Below are 18273 nucleotides of genomic sequence, written 5' to 3' on the forward strand. Positions count from 1 at the left end.
CTTCCGAGGCGTCATTCAGAAAAAGACCTGGGGCCCTAGCTTCCGAAAAGGCCTACATCCTTCGCAGATTGTGCCCATGAGTACCTGAATCAGTTTGGTGTTCCCTGCCAGCAACGCATAACGCGATATCCCTGCGCCCCGGCGAGGGCTTCGCCCTCGTTTCGCGGCACAAGGCACGCTCCCACAGGGCCCGGCGATGCCGGGCCGGGGGTTGTGATTACCTCGGCAGAAGACAGTTCCCCACAGGCCCGGCGATGCCGGGCCGGGGACTGTGGCTACTTCGGTACAAGACAGTTGCTCCCACAGAGCCCGGCGTTGCCGGGCTGAGGGCTGTGAGGTATCTGCTACGTGTAGCGCCAGCAAGCGTCCTCAAAAACCGCTGCGCAAGCTTTGTATCCGGGATCGCGAAGCGATCCCTTGTGGGAGCGCGCCTTGTGCCGCGATCGAGGGCGAAGCCCTCGCCGGGGCGCAAGATTACAAGATTGCGCGATCCTGGCAGGGAACAACACAGCCGGTCCCACAGGACCTGGCTACCGGGCAGAGAGGTTGCCATGCACCATCCTCTGCACCTGGCCCGCCTCCTCCAGCACTCTCCCTGTCGCCTGTCACTTCTACCAGTTGTACCTCCCCCCGGTTGAGTCCGACGCTGTAGGCGAGCCGCTGCGCAAAGCAGCGTCGTCACACGAAAGGATGCCAACGATGAACAAGCACACAGAAACAATCCTGCACTTCTACCAAGGCGACCAGTTGCATACCGCGCTGGGGGCAGCTTCCAGCCGTACCTTGCTGCGCACTCAGGAGCAGCCTCTGGCAGAGCAAGAGCACCAGCCGGGGAGGAGCAACACAAAACTTCTAACTACCGATGCGCAAGGCTCAGTACTGCAGACCCACGCCGGGCACGACGCGGCGTCATTCAGCTATACGGCTTTTGGGCATAGTCCACGCGACGAAGCTGCGAACGCATTGGCGGGCTTCAACGGAGAAAACTGCGACCCTCAGACGGGTTGCTATCTATTAGGCAATGGTTATCGCGCCTACAACCCGATAATTAAACGGTTTAATTCACCTGACAACTTGAGCCCCTTTGGCGAGGGTGGAATAAACGCGTTTACCTACTGCGCAGGGGACCCGGTAAATTACACGGACCCTACAGGCCACATGATTTACTACAGAGGCGCAGGCCGATATTCCCCTTATCCTGGCGCGAACAGGCTAGTGCCAGAGTCGATGAGTCTTTCCAGGTCTCCCGCGCCTCCCAGCACGCCAAGGCCCCAGCCATCGGCCGTCACGCCCAGACCATATACCCCCGCCACGTCGAGTACGATGCTTGTGGCGCATGCTTCCAGTCACACCGCCCGCAAAGCAACGACTTCTCAAAGTCCCTCAGCCATCCCTCCAGTGCCTTCAACCCAACCCGCTACCAGAGCAAAAAACAGCTCTTGGAAAGCGCTGGCCAATGAGCTTGGATGGAAAAACAAATATGATATCGAGGAATTCCTGAATACCCGAAAGCTAAGCCCCAAGAGCATGCATAAAGACCAGTTCACACGAGAAATGGTTGATTATATTGATTGGCAGATACAGTACCCTGACGCCATGCAGAGAAATATTAGAAAAGAGATCACCAAAGCAAGTCAAAGCCTGCGCGCGAGGCTGTCTAAAGAATATGAATCCCGTATACAAAAGTGAGCCACCGAGCAAGAGAGATACCTCTTCAACACTAAAGGACCTCGCACATGAGCAAAGACACCAATTTGCACTTCTACCAAGGCGACCAACTGCACACCGCGCTGGGCTCATCCTCAAGCCGCACCCTGATGCGCAATCAGAATCAGCTTCTGGCGGAGCAAGAGCGCCAGGCAGGAAAAGACAGCGCGAAGCTTCTGGCGAGCGACTCACAAAGCTCGGTACTGCAAGCCAAAGCGGGAGAGGACTCGGCATCGTTCAGCTACACGCCCTTTGGGTTTAGCCCGAGCGAGAATGTGACGGACACACTGGCAGGCTTCAATGGGGAAACCCGGGATCCGCGAACGGGGTGCTATCTGTTAGGCAATGGCTACCGAGCCTTCAGTCCCGTCACGATGCGATTCGATTCCCCTGACAGCTACAGCCCGTTTGGAGAAGGTGGCATCAATACCTACATGTACTGCGCGGGAGACCCCATCAACCGTAATGACCCAACCGGCCACATGTTCAGGCCATGGGTAACGCCCCCTCGGAGGAATTCCATTACAACCCCGCCGCCTCAAAACCCAGTGATGCGCACCTCCCGTACTACCCCGCACAGGCACGATCCGATCGCTCAAGCGGGGCGCCCCCGCCAGCCCGGCGCCGGAGTGAGTGCGACCATCGCCAATGCACCTCAAGCCGCCGCTGTGCCTGTGCCTGTAGCAGGCCCATCCACACGCAACGCAATGCCATCGACTCACGAAAACGATGCCCCACGTGACCCTAGGTCTGCCTATACCCGGGTGAATCAAGGCCATCACAAATCAGATCACCCTGAGTATCGGGCATTCATAGAGGACAGTATCCAGCAGTTGGCGCAGTTGAGAAAAACGATGCAGCCCATGGACGCTATCAGGACGTTCACGGGCGGGTTACCCGATAAACTGTCAGACAAGGCCTATAACGAGATCCGTCAGAAATCGTTGAATCGGCTCAACAAGAAGAAATGACCCCTCGGGTGGTATTGGCTGGTCATTGCGCAGGCCTCTCCCACCCCCCACCCAACGCCAGAAACAACCCCACCTGCCCCATCGCCACCTGGGTATTCGCCGCCGCCAGCTGTCCACGCATGTCGGTGTATACCCGGGTCGCCTGCAGGTCCGCCAGGAACGACTCACGTCCCGCCTGGTAGAACCGGTGCGTCTGCTCGGCCGCTTCCTTGGCCGAGCGCTCGGCTTCGGCCAGTGCGTCACGGCGGTCCAGCAGCGCCGAGTACTGGGCCAGCCGCGTCTGGGTCTCGCGGATGGCGTTGAGCACCACACCGTCGAAATGCGCCAGCGCGGCCTGGGTCGAGGCTTCGGCCTCGCGGATGCGCGCGCGGCTGCCGTTGGTGGGGACGGTCCAGCTGAGCATGGGCCCGAAGCCCCAGCGGTTGGTCGAGGGCTTGCCGAGGTTGTCGAGGATGCCGATGGTGCCCACTTGGGCGCCGATGCTGATGTCGGGGTACAGCTGGCCGGTGGCGACGCCAATGCTGGCGGTCGCGGCAGCAAGGCTGCGCTCGGCCTGGCGGATGTCGGGGCGGCGCTTGAGCAAGGCTGCGCCATCACCAACGGGGATGACCTGGGCGATGTGCGGCAGCTCGGCGCAGTCGGCGGTGCCTGAGGGGAGCTGGTCGACCGGCTTGGCCAGCAGCATCGACAGGGTGTAGAGGCCCGCTTCGCGTTCGGCCTGGAAGCGCGGCAGCTCGGCGCCCAGGGACTTGAACTGGGTCTGCGAGCGGGTGACCTGGGTTTCGTCACCACGACCGGCATCGCGCAGGCGCTGGGTCAGCTTGACGCCCTGCTCTTGCAGGTCCAGCGACTCGCGGGCGATGTGGTATTCCTCGTTGGCCGAGCACACCTGGGTGTAGGCCTTGACCACGTCGGCCACCAAGGTGATACGCGCGGTATCGGCGGCGGCCTGCACGGCATCGGCATTGGCCTGGGCCGACTCGACGCCACGCTTGAGCGTGCCCCACAGGTCGAACTGGTACGAGGCGCTGAGAATGGCCTCGCCGATGTTGGCGACCGGGACTTTGTCGGGCTGCAAGAATGCTTCGCCCGACTCCTGCAGGCGCTGTCCCGCAAGCTTCACGCCGCCGTTGAAGCCGCCCTGGGCCTGGGCTTCCTCGACCTGGGCGCGGGCCTTGGCGATATTGGCCGCAGCCACGCGCAGCTCGGTGTTGGCACTGAGGGCCTGGCGCACCAGTGCATCGAGACGCTGGTCCTGGTACAGCTGCCACCAGTTCTCGGGCACCGGCGCCGACACCACGCTATCGGCGTCCTGGCGCAGCGCGCCGTTCAGGTCGCTGCGCTGGACAGCGGCCTGGTCTGGCACCTTGTAATCCGGGCCGACCATCTGGCAAGCACCCAGCGACAGGCTCAGCCCCAATAGCATCAGGCGTTTCATGGGCGCTGGCCCTCGATGATCGAAACCGTCGCGGTACGCCCGGCGATCATCTGGAAATCACCCGGCACCTCATCAAAGGCGATCCGCACCGGGATTCGCTGGGCCAGGCGCACCCAGCTGAACGCAGGGTTGACGTTGGGCAGCAGGTTGGCGCCGCTGCTGCGGTCACGATCTTCGATGCCGGCGGCCATGCTCTGCACGTGACCGCGCAGGCGGGTGTTGTCGCCCATCACGCGAATGTCCACGGCATCGCCGACGCGGATACCGCCCAGCTTGGTTTCTTCGAAATAGCCATCGACGTGGTACGACGCGCTGTCGACCACCGACAGCACCGCGCGCCCGGCGGTGACGAACTCGTGGGCACGCGGGGCGCGGTCGTTGAGGTAACCGTCGACCGGGCTGCGGATCACCGAGCGGTCGAGGTTGAGCTGGGCTGCGTCGACCGCCACCTGCGCCTCGTTCATCGCCGAGCGGGCGCGGGCCTCGCGGGACTGGCTCTCTTCGAGCTGCTCGGCGGCCACCAGGTTGCCGAGCTTGCGGTTACGCCGGGTCTCGCGCTGGGCCTGGGCCAGGGTTTCCTGGCGCTCGGCCAGGGTCGCCTGGGCATGGCGCAGGGCAAGGCTGAAGCGGTCCTGATCAATGGTGAAGAGCACGTCGCCGCGCTTGATCACCTGGTTGTCGCGCACCTCGACCTTCTGGATCAGGCCGGACACGTCCGGGGCGATCTGGATCACGTCGGCGCGGATGTGGCCGTCGCGGGTCCAGGGGGCGAACAGGTAGTAGACGACCATCTGCCAGACGAGCACGGCCGCCAGGCTTACCACCAACAACGTCAGGACCACGCGGCCCAGGGTCAACAAAGGTTTTTTCATGGCAGCATCAGGCTTCGGCAAAAGTGATCGACCACGCCCAGCATCACGGCGTAGAGAGCAACGTTGAACAACGCCCGGTGCCAGACCAGGCGATAGAAATGCACGCGGGTAAGCACCGCGTGCACACACAGGAACAGCAGGTAGGTGAAGACCATCATCACCAGCAGCGTGGGCAGGAACACCCCGCTGATATCCAGATCACCGATCACAGAGGCGCTCCGTCGATGCCATGGGGCAGTTGCGGGGGTTGGTCGGCTGGCTCCAGCACCACTTCGACACCCGGCAGCAGCGCCAGGCGCAGGCCGCTGAGGGCATGCAGCAGGTGCACCCGTGCTTCGCCGCGGTCCGTCATGTCGCTCATCGCCAGGGCCTGGCGAGCGCGCTCCATGTTGCGCAGCAGCGCCGCTGGCGCATGCAGGCGCTCGCCAGCGCGCAGGCAGGCGGCGTAGTGCTCGCCCACCTCGGCGACCACCGTCTCCAGCCGCTCGCGCGCCTGCTGCCCGGCGCGTGGGGTGTAGGCCAGCAGGTCGAGCAGATTCAGTCCCACGCGCAGGTCGCGCAGGGCCACGCCGCTGTCCTGGCCGGTCATGGCCAGCCGAGGCACGTGCTGCATCAGGCGGTCGAGCATCTGCACGCCGACCTGGCGGTGCTCGGCCAGGGTCGCGGACTGGGTCATCTCGACGATGTCGCGCCAGCAGAAGCGGGTCAGGCGCTTGGCCGCGAGCTCCACGCCGAAGGGCCGCAACAGCAGCGTCCAGATGAACGCGAACAGCAACCCCACCGGGCCAGCCAGGTTGGCGTTGATGAAGGTGAGGAAATCCGCGTCGTAGGCGCCCTGGATGCTGACGAAGGTCGCGGTGTTGACGATGGTCAGCAAGGTGCCCAGGTAGAATCGCGGCTGCACCGTCAGGGTACCGACGCAGATGAACGGCACGGCGAAGGCCAGCACCAGCATGGGGAAGTCATGCAGGTTGGGCAGCACGAAAAACAGGTACAGGCTGGCGAAGATGACCGACAGCAGGGTCCAGAAGAAGAACCGGTAGATCTGCGGGGCGGGGTCGTCCATGGCCGCGAAGAAGCTGCAGGCCACCGCGGCAAGGATCACCGCGCTGCCGCCGTCGTTCCAGCCAAGCAGTATCCACAGGCCGCTGGCAACGATGATGGCGGTGACAGTGGAAAATACCGAGTAGAGCAGCAGGCCGCGGTCGAAGAACGGCGTCAGCCGGCCCAGGCGCCAGTGGCGGTAGACCGCGCGCCAAGGCGCGGGGTCGTCGGTACGCAGGCTGTGCTGCAGCGCGCAGCAATCCTGCCAGAGGTCGACCCACTCAGTCAGCCGGTACAGGGCGTTGGACAGCAGCAGCTCGGCACGCTCGTCCAGCGCAGCGGCGCTGGGTTGCTGGTGGTCAAGTTGCTCGCGCAGCGCCGTCCAGCGGGCGACCGGGGCATCCGCTGCGGTGCCCTGCAGCCAGTCGCGGGCCTGGTCGAGCATTGGCTGCAGGCGTGCGTACTGGGCCGGCGCGCGGGTTTCGAGGGCTTGCAGAGCATCGTCCAGAGCATCGACCACCGGCAGCAGGTGGATCATGCGACCGCGCAACTCACGGGCGTTCTTCACCGTCTGCGGGCCGGCGCCTTCGTGGGCGATCTGGCCGATCATCGCTTCAAGCGAGTTGAAGAGAGTAACCATCGAGGCGCGCAGGCCACCGACCTGGTCGGCCGACGCCTGGCGAGCAAGGTACGTATCGCTGTAGCGTATGGCCTCGGCAAACCAGTTACCCGTCGCGCCGACCACCACCGGTGCCAGACGCCGCGGCCAGAAGATCGCCCCGACCACGGCCGCGCAGACGATGCCCAGGCAGATCTCCTGCGCCCGCGATGAGGCCACATCGAATACCGCCAGCGGGTTGTCGACCACGGCCAGGGCGATCATCGGCAAGGTATAGCCGGCGAGCATCAGGATATAGCTGTTGGCGGTGCGCAGGTTGAGCGACAAAAAAAGTAACGTGCCGGTCCACAGGGCGATCGCGATGCTCAGCAGCAACGGCGATTGCACCAGGAGCGGCACCAGGAAGATCGCCCCTCCCGCGCCAAGCAAAGTGCCCAGCACGCGATAGAGCGCCTTGGAGCTGGTCGGGCCGACGAAGGGGCTGGAGACGATATAGACCGTCGCCATCGCCCAATAGGGGCGCGGCAGCTGCATGAGCAGGGCGATGTACAATGCGATCATGGAGGCGGCGAAGGTGCGCACGCCATAGAACCAGTCGCGTGCAGGGGGCATCGAGCTGAAGAAGCCGTTCATGCGAGCCCGCCTGGGGCGCGCTGCACGGCGTCCTCGAAGGCGCGGATCACCCGCAGGGCCGCTTCAAGGTCGGCGGGGGCAATGTCCTGCAGCACTTCGCGGCGCAGGCGTACCAGCTCTACTTCGATCGACTCGGCCAGGTCGCGGCCCTTGGCCGTGAGGCTCAGGGCCTTGGCGCGGCGGTCGAGCGGGTCTTCGCTGCGGCACACCAGGCCAGCCTTGCACAACTGGTCGAGCAGCCGCACCAGCGACGGGCTTTCCAGGCCAGCGGCCTGGGCCACCGCCACCTGGTGCACGCCGTCGCCCAGGCGCACGATCATCAGCAAAGGCACTGCGCAGGCCTCGGAGATACCGTAGCGGGTCAGGGTCGCCTGGCAGATCCGCCGCCAGTGCCGGGCGGCCGTGACCATGCCGCTGCTGGTATTCAGTTGCAATGCATCAAGGGTCATCTGGAGAACCGGTGATATTCATAGTTTGCTAACTATCAATAGTACTGCCTCCCCTCCCCCTGTCGTCAACTGCGTACGACGGACGTGACGTGTCACGGTCCCCGGCAGGCGCGCACGCAAGGGACTCAGCGCTGAAGCTGGTCTTCCATCTTCATGGTCAGTGCCAAGGTGCTGCCCAGGTTGATGGCCTGATCGCGCCAGTGCAGGTAGCGCTGGGAATCCACGGCACTGAAGTGCACCGCAAGCTCTTCGGCCGCCTGCATGACGCCGGCAACGGCTGCGAGCTCCAGCCAGTAAGGCGCAGCCTTGTCGTCGACGTCGACGTGCAGGCCATGCAACAAGCGATAGCCAACTTCGAAACGGCAGCGGGCATCGCCCCGTTGCGCCCCACGCAAGAACCACTGGTAGGCTTCGGCCGGATCGACCTGCCAGCCATCGCCCGGCTCGACCACTTCTTCCTCGAACAGGTCGCCCAGCGCCGCGGCCGCGTGGGCCATGCCGCGCTCGAAGGCGTGGCGATAGGACTCTGCCGCCTTGCTGTAGGAAATACCCACACCCTTGCCAAAGTAATGCTGCTGCCCGAGGTTGAACCAGGCGGCCGAGCTGCCCTGCAATGCGGCCATGCGCAGCAGGTGGCTGGCCAGCAGCGGATCGGCCCGCCAGTACTTGCCATTGAGCCAGATCCAGCCAAGGTCATTGAGCGCCGCCACACTGCCGCTCAACGCCTGGCCGCGCAGGTCGAGGTACACCTGCTGCAGGTCGCTGGCTTCATCGAGCCGGTCCAGCAGGCTGAAGCGCTCACCCAGGGTGGCCTGCTGGCTGGGCATGCCGACACCTGCGAACAGCCGTTCCCGCTGCCGGGGGCGCGTGGTCAGCGCGACGATCCGCTCGGGTAGCAGGCGCTCAAGCAGCGAAACTACATTGCTGGCAGCAGACATGTTCATCCTCATTGAACGACCCGCAGCCCCATGACTGGTTGCGATGAGGCGTAATTCTGCGCGAGGCGACGACAAAACCCGTCGCGAACGATTCTGTTGAAGGCAACCAAATGCGAGTTCCTTGATCTGAACTGACAAGTGGCTATTTGCCATGCATTGCCACTGCCGCCATGCTATTGCGGCAAGCCTAGACAAGGACGCTGCCTTTTGCCTTCTGCTACCACCCGCGCCACCCTCAGCCGTCAATGGGCACTGCTTCGCCAATTGCCCAGCCGTTCTCCTGGCATCACCAGCTCCGAACTGGTCTGGCGCTTGCGCGATGTGGGCTTTGTCATCAGCAAACGTACGATCGAACGCGATCTCAACGAGTTATCGCTGATTTTTCCGCTTGAGCGCAACGACAAGAGTATTCCGTTTGGCTGGCACTGGACCGCCAACGCGCTGGGTGACCTGCGGGGCAACTTCGACCTGCAGGGTTACCTGCGCAATGAGGCGGTATCGCCGGGACACGGAGGTGGCGTCGAATTGCAAGCCTGGATCAGCGACGAGCTGGCGCGCCAGTTACGTGAGACGCCGCTGTCTCCGGACATGCAGCTCACCGCGCTGGACCAGGGCCACCGGGTCAGGGCCAGCGTCAGCGACAGCGTGGCGCTGCGCTGGTGGTTGCTGGGCCAGGGCGGCAACCTGGTGGTCGAGCAACCGATGCCGCTACGCGAGGAAATCGCCCGTACCCTGAATCTCGCCGCCGCCCAGTACCAGCTTTAACGCTGCATGCCCCAACGGCGCACTGTCACGCGCTCCAGGGTATTGAAGACAAGGCTCTCCACCAGCAATCCGATGAGGATCACCACGGCAAGGCCGGCGAAGACCTTGTCGGTGTAGAGCTCGTTGCGGTTCTGGAAGATGTACCAGCCCAGGCCGCCCTTGCCGCTGCTGGCACCGAACACCAGTTCGGCGGCGATCAGGGTCCGCCAGGCGAACGCCCAGCCGATCTTCAGGCCCGACAGAATCGATGGCAGCGCTGCCGGCACCAGCACGTGCAATACCAGCCGCAAGCCGCGCAGGCCGTAGTTGCGGCCAGCCATGCGCAGGGTTTCGGAGACGCCCAGAAAGCCCGCGTAGGTATTGAGCGCCAGTGCCCACAGCACCGAATGCACCAGCACGAAGATCAGGCTGTTGTCGCCCAGGCCGAACCACAGCAGCGCCAGGGGCAGCAGAGCAATGGCGGGCAAGGGGTTGAACATCGACGTCAGGGTGCCGAGCAGGTCGCGCCCGAACTGGGTCGAGACCGCCAGGCTGGTGAGACCAAAGGCCAGGACGATGCCCAGTACATAGCCTTTGAGCAGGATCACCAGCGATACCCCGACCTTGTCGAGGATCTCGCCGGTGATCAGCCCGTCCCCGAGGGCCGCGGCCGTTTGCAGGAAGCCCGGCAGCAGCAGGTCGTTGTCGGTGTAGCGGGCGATCCCTTCCCACACCACGGCCAGTAGTAGCAGGATCACTGCCTTGCGCAGCCAGCCTTGCTGCCACAGGCGCTGGGCCAGGGGTAATTGGCGCTCGAGCGGTATGCTGAGCAAGGGTTCTAGCTGAACCTCGTATTCCTGTCGTGCAGGCGTGGTCGTCATGGCACAAGCTCCGGTTCAGTAGGCAATACGGATGTTGCTGAAATCCAGCTTCGGCGCCTGCGCAGGCTCCGGTCCCTCATCGAACAGCAGGCGATGGATTCGCTGGGCGCTGGCCTGGAAATCGCTCGCGCCCAGGCTGCCCAGATCGTACTGGTGGCTGTGCACTTCGGCGCGCACGCGGCCTGGATGCGGCGAGAGCAGCAGGATGCGGTTGCCCACCACCAGTGCTTCCTCGATGGAGTGGGTAACGAACAGCAGCGTGAACCGCACCTCCTCCCACAACAACAGCAGCTCTTCCTGCATCTTGCGCCGGGTCAGCGCGTCGAGGGCAGCGAAGGGCTCATCCATCAGCAGGATCTTGGGCTGGGTCGCCAGTGCGCGGGCAATGGCGACGCGGGCTTTCATGCCGCCAGACAAGGTATGCGGGTATGCATCGGCAAAGGCCGCCAAGCCGACCTTGTCGAGATAGTGCAAGGCCCGCTGCTCGGCCTCGGCGCGCTTGAGCTTGCCGGACACCAGCAGCGGGAACATGACGTTCTGCTTCACGGTTTTCCAGGGCGGCAGCTGGTCGAACTCCTGGAACACCACGATGCGGTCAGGGCCTGGGCTCTTGACCTTCTGGCCTTCAAGCAGGATCTGCCCTTCACTGGGCTCGATGAAGCCGCCTACGGCCTTGAGCAAGGTCGACTTGCCGCAGCCCGAGGGCCCAAGCAGCACGAAGCGGTCCGAGCGGTCCACTTCGAAGCTGACCTGGTGGGTGGCCCGCACCACGTGTTGCCCGGTGCGGTATTCCAGGCTGAGGTTGTCTACCTGCAGCAGCGGTGAGGTATCGACACGGCTCAGGTTGCTGGCCGTGTGGCCTGGCAATGGGGCGGTCATGGGCATCAGCTCCCCTGCAGCGGGCGTTCATCCTGGAAGAAGTAATCCTTCCACGACTCAGGCTTGTGTTTGATGGCGCCAACCCGGTAGAGGAATTCGGCCAATGGGTAGGTGTTCTTCGGCGTGATGGTGAATTCGTACTGCGGGTTGTCGATGATCTTGAGCAGCGCGGCGCGGTCGATCTTGGACTTGGTCACGCGGATATACGTATCGGCGGCCGCGCCCTTGTCGTTCTGCGCAAAGTCGGCTGCCTCGGCCAGGGCCTCGACGAACGCTTTGTAGGTCTTGGGGTTTTCCTTGCGGAACTTCTCGGTGGCGAACAGCAGGGTCGGCGAGTTGGGGCCAAGCAGCTCATAGCTGTCGAGCACCACGTGCACGTCCTTGTTGGCCAGTACCTGGTCCTGGAACGGCGGGTTGGAAAAGTGGGCGTTCAGCTCGGTGCCACCGGCCAGCAGGGCCGCGGTGGCATCCGGGTGCGGGACGGCCAGGGTGTACTTGTCGAGGCGGTTGAATTCCTTGTCGCCCCACTGCTTGGCAGCGGCGTACTGCAGGAAGCGCGACTGCACCGAGACGCCCACCGCCGGCACCGCGATGCGGTCTTTTTCGGACAGGTCGGCGATGGTCTTGACCTTGGGGTTGCTGCTGACCAGGTAGTACGGGAAGTTGCCCAGCGAGGCCACGGCCTTGACGTTCTGACGGCCCTTGGTGCGGTCCCAGACGGTCAGCAGCGGGCCGACGCCGGCGCCGGCGATGTCCACCGAGCCGGACAGCAATGCGTCGTTGATGGCCGAGCCACCCGACAGCTGTGCCCAGTCGACCTTGATGTCGAGCCCCTCTTCCTTGCCGTGTTTCTCGATCAGTTGCTGGTCACGGACCACATTGAGCAACAGGTAGACAATGCCGAACTGCTCGGCAATGCGAATTTCGCCTTCGGCCTGGGCCACGCTTGGGGCGACCAGGCTGCCGGCAACCAGGCTGGCGCCCAGGCCGATGCTTGCCGCCAGGCGGCTGATGGATTTGCGCATGGTGTTATTCCTCAGTCGTCAGAACGGGGCATCGCCCTGGATGGTGGTGCGGTAGAGCTTGCGGCGCAGGTGCGCAGGGCAGCCGGCGGCCAGGTGGATCAGCGAGCGGTTGTCCCAGAACACCATGTCGTTGGGCTGCCACTGATGGCGGTAGATGTTTTCCTCGAGCACGCTGTGGGCGTGGAGCTGCTGCAGGATCTCGCGGCTTTCGTCTTCTGGCAGACCGAGGATGCGGGTTGTGAAGCCCTCACTGACGAACAGCGCCTTGCGGCCGTTTTCCGGGTGCGTGCGCACCACCGGGTGGATCACCTCGGCCACTTGCGCCAACTGCTCGGCGGTCAAGGTCGGGCGCCAATTGCCTTCGAACTTGGTCTCGCTATAGCGGGCGGTGTAGGAGTGCGCCGCCTGGCGTCCCTCGACGGCCTTGCGCAGCGCTTCAGGCAGCGCGTCATAGGCCTTGTGCATGTCGGCGAACAGGGTATCGCCGCCTTCGCTTGGCAGCTCCTGGGCATACAGCATCGAGCCCAGGCTCGGCAGCTCCTTGTACGAGAGGTCCGAATGCCAGAACTTGCCGGCATCGCCCAGGCCGATGTTCTGGCCGTTCTCGATGATGTTGGAGACGATGAGGATTTCCGGGTGCCCTGTCAGCAGGAACTGTTTGAGCACGTGGATCTGCAGCTCGCCGAAGCGGCGGCTGAAGGCGATCTGCTGGTCGGGGGTGATGCGTTGGTCGCGGAACACCAGGACATGATGGTCGAGGTGAGCGCGATGGATACGGGTGAAATCCTCGGCGTTTACGCCCTTGGCCAGGTCGAGGCCAATGATTTCGGCCCCCACGGCGCCGGCGAACGGACGGATTTCGAAGGTTTGCGGCTGTGCGCTGTCGTTGGACGACAAGGCGTTCAAGGCGGCTGACATGATTCACTCCCACGCTGTGCACGCCAATCTCAGGGCGCGCAACGATCAGAAACTCACGGGTGTACCGTGTTCGTTCAAGTCGTGCGGCGCGCCGATTGGTCGGCAGGTACGCAGTGGGAGTGACTATAAAGTCATAAGCGGAATATTTTAAATATCGTTAAAGAATAACGATATGGAGGGATTACAGGCTTGCCGGTGCGGACCTGCCTGCGGCCACGGGTAGCCAGGACCGGCCTCATCGCGGGACAAGCCCGCTCCCACAGGGTGGATTGCCCATAGGTAGTTGGGACGCTCATCCAAGGTCTTGGGGACAGTCCAACTTTTGTGGGTTAGTTCACCAGTGTGGGAGCGGGCTTGTCCCGCGATCGGGCCCGGAGGGGCCGCAAAACCTGCCCCCCCGTTCAATCCGGCCCAACCCGGCATCAGCCCAACGCCCCGCTAAAGATATCCCCCGGCGACCACGCTGGCCGCCGGAGACCACCCATCAGCTGTTGTCGACCTTGATCATCGGATCTGCACCCGAGACCAGCGAGTTGATCGAATTGCTCGACCAGTTGACCCCGTCCAGCTTGATGGTCACATCATCACCGCCGCCGCTGTTGAACTTGCCCTGAACATTGACGTGCAGGGTGGAGGTTCCATTGTCGGTGGTGACCTTCAGGAAGTTATCAATGGTGCTGACCTTCTCGCCCTGGAGCAGGTCGCGCAGGTCGAGCCGGTCGCCTTCGCTGGCCTTGAAGTCGGTGATCTTGTCCGCGCCGAAATCACCTGCTTTCCAGACAAACAGGTCAGCACCGCTGCCGCCCGTCAGGGTGTCGTCGCCCTTGCCGCCGATGAGGATGTCGTCGCCTTCGCCGCCGAGCAGGATGTCCTTGCCGGTACCGCCGACCAGGATGTCATTGCCCTTGCCGCCATCAAGCGTGTCGTCACCACCCTGGCCGAAGAGAATGTCGTTGCCATCCCCACCGTAGAGCTTGTCGCCACCATCGTTCGTGCGTGAGACGTCGAACTCCGAGACATGCTCCGAGATGTACTTGTGCATGATCCGCGCGTCGACGTCGCCAGTAGCGACACCTAGCTTGGACGCCACATACCCCTGGATGGCATCGGTACCGGTCCCCGAAATCGATGGGAAGGTAACGATGTCGCCGAAGATGATGTCGTTGCCGTCACCGCCGTTGACCGTGTCGCTGCCTGGGTTCTTGATTTCGGTGTGGCCAAGAATGGCATCTGCCAGATCGGTTGGGTCGATGCCGGTCTGGACTTTCCCGTCGCTGTCGAACTTCTTGAGATCGTCAGCGGTAACCCCACTCTTCAGGCCAATGGCCTCGACGACCGGTGACAGCGCCTTGAGCAGCGCAAAACTGGAATACGAGTTGTCCCAGGTAGCATCGTCGGTCCTGTCGCCTTTACCGTTGAGGTAGGAGATTTCATAACCACCGTTGCCCTCGGCGCGGACATAGCCATACCAGGTATTCGAGCCGTTCGAGACCGTCAGGTAGCCATCCGACTTGATGGTGACAGCGTTGCCGTTGGCGATCCCGTAGTTCGAGACAGTTTTACCCAAGGTGTAGCTGATCGAGTCCAGGAACGAGTCCAGCCGCACGCCGGAGGTACCCAGCAACGGGTTCTGGGCTTCGTTGTCCTGATAGAACGTCGGTTGACCGTCCGTGATGAAATAGGTCTGGTCAGTACCCGTGTTGCCCGCGTCATCAAGGTTCTTGAACCAGTTGGCCGCCGTCTTGAAAGCGTCCTCGTAGTTGGTGCCACCGTCGGACTTCATTTTGCCCAGAGCATCGATCAGCGCCTGCAAGCCACCGTCATTGAGTTTGACGGAGACCGAACGGTTGACCTGAGTGGAGAAGTCGACCAGCAGAACGTTCACGGTACCCGACGTGTCGCCTTTGACGCTGTCGGCCAATGTCTGGAACACCGTCGTCAAGGCGGTTACAGCGGCCTTGACGCCTTTCGCACCATTAAGGTCCATGCTTCCCGACGTATCGACGATGAAGGCCAGGTTGTAGTTCTTGCCCGGCGTCACGTGCAGGCCCGCGACGTCCGCGACGATGATCTCGCTCTTGACCGTGCCGGTGAAGTTGTCGGTGTCGGCAGTCAGGTTGTGGGTGGTGTAGCTGTCCGGGTAAACCGTGACATTTATGGTGCCTTCGTTGGACTTCGAGCTAGCGCCGACGCTTTCGGTGGAAGTCGAGACGACTTTCACATCGAACGTGCCGTAATAGTAAGCCGGCGGCTTGATGACCAGGCTCCCCAGCGTCCAGCCAGTCACATTCACCTCGACGGTGCCGACGGTGGCGCTGTGACCCGCGCCGTCACTGATCACCGAGCCCGCCGGAATACCGCTGAGCTTGACGCTCAGGGTTTCCGAACCATCGGTATCGGTCAGCTGGGTGCTGATACCCACCAGCTTCACCACACCGTTTTCAGGCCCTTCGTTCAGCTTGTAGCCATCGTAGTAGCCCTGGCTGTTGCTGCCGTGCAGGTCGGACACGCTCACGCCAGCCGCGACGAGTGCAGCGAGCGTCGGGTACATCGGGATGTTGAGCGTGCCTTGGTCAACCTGGACGTTGACGGTATAGCTGCCCGGACCCGCCTGGTTGGCGTGGTAGATCTCCACGGTGTAATAGCCGCTCTTGGCGGGCGTGAACGTGTCCGAGAAGGTGCCACCCCCGCCCCACGTGGCGGTGATGTCCTTCGAGTCGCCGATCTTGATCAACAGGCTGTCGTCGGCCCTGCCGCTGAAGGTGTAGGTCTTGCCGGCTTCCAGGTAGATAAGACCCGAAGTCTTGGAACCGCTGCCTTCGGCGACCGTCGCGGACCCGACGCTGGTCACGGTCTCGGTCTTGCTGAACTTGTTAGCGTTGCTGGAGCTGGCGAACACCTTTTGCAGATCACTGCCAGTGATGCCGCTGCCGCCGTTGCCCAGTCCGGTCAGGCTGGTCCAGGTCTGCTTGGTCAGGCCCTGGGAGTTGACGGTGCTGTCACCGATAGTCAGGGTCGGTTGGTCAGCCACAGGCGTGATGTCCACCTTCATGGTGGCTTCGCTGCCGGAATTGGTGCCGTCGTTCGGTACGTATTTGAACTGCGCGTAGTCAGCCTGCATGTTGCCGACACCGGTGCCGCCATAGCCATTGATGCCTGACTCGTTGTCGTTGGGCACGAATACCAGCTTTTTGGCCATGATGTCAGCTTGGCTGATCTGCTGGTTCACCGTGACGTCCGTCAACGTGTTGCCGACCATGAGCTTCAGCTTGCCCGCCACAGGCAGCTGGCTGATGACCACGCTCAGGCCGGTGCTGCTATCGGCGTCGGTGACATTGAAGTCGGTCCACTTGAAGACGTAGGTGGAGTCTTCGGTACCGGTAACCGCGCCACCGCTGGATACGGGTGCGTGATCGTTGTCGACGATGGTGCCAGTGGCCGTTTTCTGATCGCCCACGATCAGTTTTTCGAACACGTTGTTGGTATCGGTCACCTTCTTGATGGTGGCGATAAGCGTCTCATCGCCTTCTACCTTGGTGTCGTCGATAGTGACTACCGAGAACTTCACATTGGTGTTACCACCATTGATGGTCACGCTGGTCGGCAGGCTGCCTTTGTAATCATCCGCCGTGGTCTTATCGTTCCAGGTCAGGTCCACAGTCACCGACTTGCCATCGGGGACCTTGACAAGCTCGCCTGCCGCGTTCACGAGTTCGACCTTGTAGGTCAGCGTTCCGCCTTCGGTGACCGAGCTGTTGCCATCAATGCTGATCTTGGCGAAGACGGTGTCGATGGTGTCCTTGACGTTGACCGTCGCAGCGCCTCCGATCACCAGATTCTCGAACTGCTTGCCAACGACGGTCGCCCTGTCGATGCCGACCACCAGCGGGCCCGCATCCTTGTACACGTCGTCACCCTGGGCTGGAGCAAGGTAGACGTACTCATCGGTATTTGCCGCGATAACGACGGTCTCGTTGTTGCTCAGTTTGAGGGTGAGCGCCTGGTCGAGCTTCTGGCTCAGCTTGATCAGGAAGCTCGCTTGCTCGTTCTCGTAAACGTCGCCCATACCCACGATCGTGACGGTGAACTTGTCGCCGGTGTTGCCAACGACGTCGCCAGTGCCACTGCCCGGCTCGTCGGTCACGGCCGTTCTTACCTCGGTCCGGCCCAGCACCAGGGTCTCGAATTCGCTGCCGCCTGTGACAGTTACGATCTGCTTGGAGATGGTGGCCAGACCGCCTGTGAAAACGTCATCCGGCGCGGTGATGGTGGCCTTGCCGCTGTCCTTGCCGGCAGCGATGGTCACCACGGTACCGTCGGTCAGGGTGAAGGTCAGGCCGGCGTGTTCCTTCACCGACAGCTTCGGATCCTGGCTGACCAAGGTCACGGTGTAGGTGATGTCACCGCCTTCAGTGACGCTGTTGGTGTCCACGCTCAGTACGGCGGTGACCAGGCTAATGGTGTCGGTCACGTGCACGACTGCCGGGTCGCTGAACTGCAGGTTCTCGAAGGTCTTGCCTTCGACCACGGCGCTGGTGATGCCGACGCTGAGGCTGCCCGAGTCATTGAAGACGTCATCGCCCTGCGCCTTGCCGGTGTAGCTTTTGCTGGTCTCGTTGGCCGCGAACTCGACCTTGTCGCCGTTGCTCAGGGTAACGGTGACGGGGTCTTTCACTTCACGGTTCAGGGTGATGGTGTAGGTGGGCTTGGTGGCCTCGTCGACCGTGGTCTGGTTGGCGGTGATGGTGACCTTGACCAGGTCGCCCTGGTTTTCGTGCCCTGGGGTGCTCGGGGTGCCGGAACCAGCCTCGTCGGTGATCGTGGTGGTCACGCTGCCGGTGGTGGTCAGTTTCTCGAACTGCTCGTCACCGGTGACGCTGGTGATGCTCTTGCTGATCGCGGTCTGGCCACCGACGTAGACATCGTCGGCTGCGGTGATCGAGACGGAGCCCGAGGCCTTGCCGGCCTCGACGACCACCTGGGTGCCGTTGGTCAGGGTAAACACCAGGCCCTTGTGGTCGAGCACCGACAGCTTGTCGTTGCTCAGGGTCACGGTGTAGGTGATCGTGCCGCCTTCGGTGACAGTGGTGTTGTCCACGGTCAGCGTGGCCTTGACCTCATCGATGGTGTCCTTGACCTGCACGGTGGCATCGCC

At 62.8% G+C, this 18273-nt stretch carries 14 protein-coding genes; 3 read left to right on the plus strand and 11 right to left on the minus strand.

The window, feature by feature from the left end:
• The first annotated feature begins 699 nt into the window (after positions 1 to 699).
• Positions 700 to 1689 carry an RHS repeat-associated core domain-containing protein gene (locus VJS90_RS00985; RefSeq protein ID WP_324118186.1) on the plus strand — a complete coding sequence of 330 codons (990 nt, stop codon included), beginning with the start codon at positions 700 to 702 and terminating at the stop codon, positions 1687 to 1689.
• Positions 1690 to 1736: 47 nt separating this feature from the next.
• Entirely contained in the window at positions 1737 to 2678 is a 942-nt protein-coding gene (locus tag VJS90_RS00990; protein WP_324118187.1) for an RHS repeat-associated core domain-containing protein, read from the plus strand.
• Between the two features lie 22 nt (positions 2679 to 2700).
• Here the strand turns inward: VJS90_RS00990 and VJS90_RS00995 are convergent, their stop codons facing one another.
• The 6 genes from VJS90_RS00995 to VJS90_RS01020 form a co-directional block, all read right to left on the minus strand.
• Entirely contained in the window at positions 2701 to 4116 is a 1416-nt protein-coding gene (locus tag VJS90_RS00995) for a TolC family protein (RefSeq protein WP_324118188.1), read from the minus strand.
• Positions 4113 to 4988 carry an HlyD family secretion protein gene (locus tag VJS90_RS01000; protein WP_324118189.1) on the minus strand — a complete coding sequence of 292 codons (876 nt, stop codon included), beginning with the start codon at positions 4986 to 4988 and terminating at the stop codon, positions 4113 to 4115. The genes VJS90_RS00995 and VJS90_RS01000 overlap by 4 nt, the downstream gene beginning before the upstream one ends.
• On the minus strand, positions 4985 to 5197 hold the full coding sequence (locus tag VJS90_RS01005; RefSeq protein WP_324118190.1) for a DUF1656 domain-containing protein: 213 nt from the start codon (positions 5195 to 5197) through the stop codon (positions 4985 to 4987). Before VJS90_RS01005 ends, VJS90_RS01000 begins: the two co-directional genes overlap by 4 nt.
• Positions 5194 to 7284: an FUSC family protein gene (locus VJS90_RS01010; RefSeq protein ID WP_324118191.1), complete on the minus strand. Its 2091-nt coding sequence runs from the start codon at positions 7282 to 7284 to the stop codon at positions 5194 to 5196. Before VJS90_RS01010 ends, VJS90_RS01005 begins: the two co-directional genes overlap by 4 nt.
• A complete protein-coding gene (locus tag VJS90_RS01015) occupies positions 7281 to 7733 on the minus strand; it encodes a MarR family winged helix-turn-helix transcriptional regulator (RefSeq protein WP_324118192.1) in 453 nt (150 codons plus the stop codon). The genes VJS90_RS01010 and VJS90_RS01015 overlap by 4 nt, the downstream gene beginning before the upstream one ends.
• 125 nt (positions 7734 to 7858) lie before the next feature.
• A complete protein-coding gene (locus VJS90_RS01020; RefSeq protein ID WP_324118193.1) occupies positions 7859 to 8671 on the minus strand; it encodes a tetratricopeptide repeat protein in 813 nt (270 codons plus the stop codon).
• A 207-nt stretch (positions 8672 to 8878) separates the two neighbouring features.
• On the opposite strand from VJS90_RS01020, the gene VJS90_RS01025 reads away from it, so the two are divergent.
• Positions 8879 to 9436 carry a WYL domain-containing protein gene (locus VJS90_RS01025; RefSeq protein WP_324118194.1) on the plus strand — a complete coding sequence of 186 codons (558 nt, stop codon included), beginning with the start codon at positions 8879 to 8881 and terminating at the stop codon, positions 9434 to 9436.
• Here VJS90_RS01025 and VJS90_RS01030 read toward each other — a convergent pair.
• The 5 genes from VJS90_RS01030 to VJS90_RS01050 form a co-directional block, all read right to left on the minus strand.
• Positions 9433 to 10296 carry an ABC transporter permease gene (locus tag VJS90_RS01030; RefSeq protein ID WP_324118195.1) on the minus strand — a complete coding sequence of 288 codons (864 nt, stop codon included), beginning with the start codon at positions 10294 to 10296 and terminating at the stop codon, positions 9433 to 9435. The two genes, VJS90_RS01025 and VJS90_RS01030, sit on opposite strands and share 4 nt — an antisense overlap.
• A 15-nt stretch (positions 10297 to 10311) precedes the next feature.
• Positions 10312 to 11175 carry an ABC transporter ATP-binding protein gene (locus tag VJS90_RS01035; protein WP_324118196.1) on the minus strand — a complete coding sequence of 288 codons (864 nt, stop codon included), beginning with the start codon at positions 11173 to 11175 and terminating at the stop codon, positions 10312 to 10314.
• A 5-nt stretch (positions 11176 to 11180) separates the two neighbouring features.
• Complete coding sequence (locus VJS90_RS01040; RefSeq protein ID WP_324118197.1) at positions 11181 to 12200, minus strand: ABC transporter substrate-binding protein; 1020 nt, start codon at positions 12198 to 12200, stop codon at positions 11181 to 11183.
• An 18-nt stretch (positions 12201 to 12218) separates the two neighbouring features.
• The gene (locus tag VJS90_RS01045; RefSeq protein ID WP_324118198.1) at positions 12219 to 13118 is read right to left on the minus strand and encodes a TauD/TfdA family dioxygenase; all 900 of its coding nucleotides are present in this window, start codon (positions 13116 to 13118) and stop codon (positions 12219 to 12221) included.
• Positions 13119 to 13602: 484 nt separating this feature from the next.
• The gene (locus tag VJS90_RS01050; protein WP_324118199.1) at positions 13603 to 18261 is read right to left on the minus strand and encodes an immunoglobulin-like domain-containing protein; all 4659 of its coding nucleotides are present in this window, start codon (positions 18259 to 18261) and stop codon (positions 13603 to 13605) included.
• Positions 18262 to 18273: the final 12 nt, after the last annotated feature.

It is taken from the genome of Pseudomonas sp., from assembly GCF_035277045.1.
Classification (GTDB): domain Bacteria; phylum Pseudomonadota; class Gammaproteobacteria; order Pseudomonadales; family Pseudomonadaceae; genus Aquipseudomonas.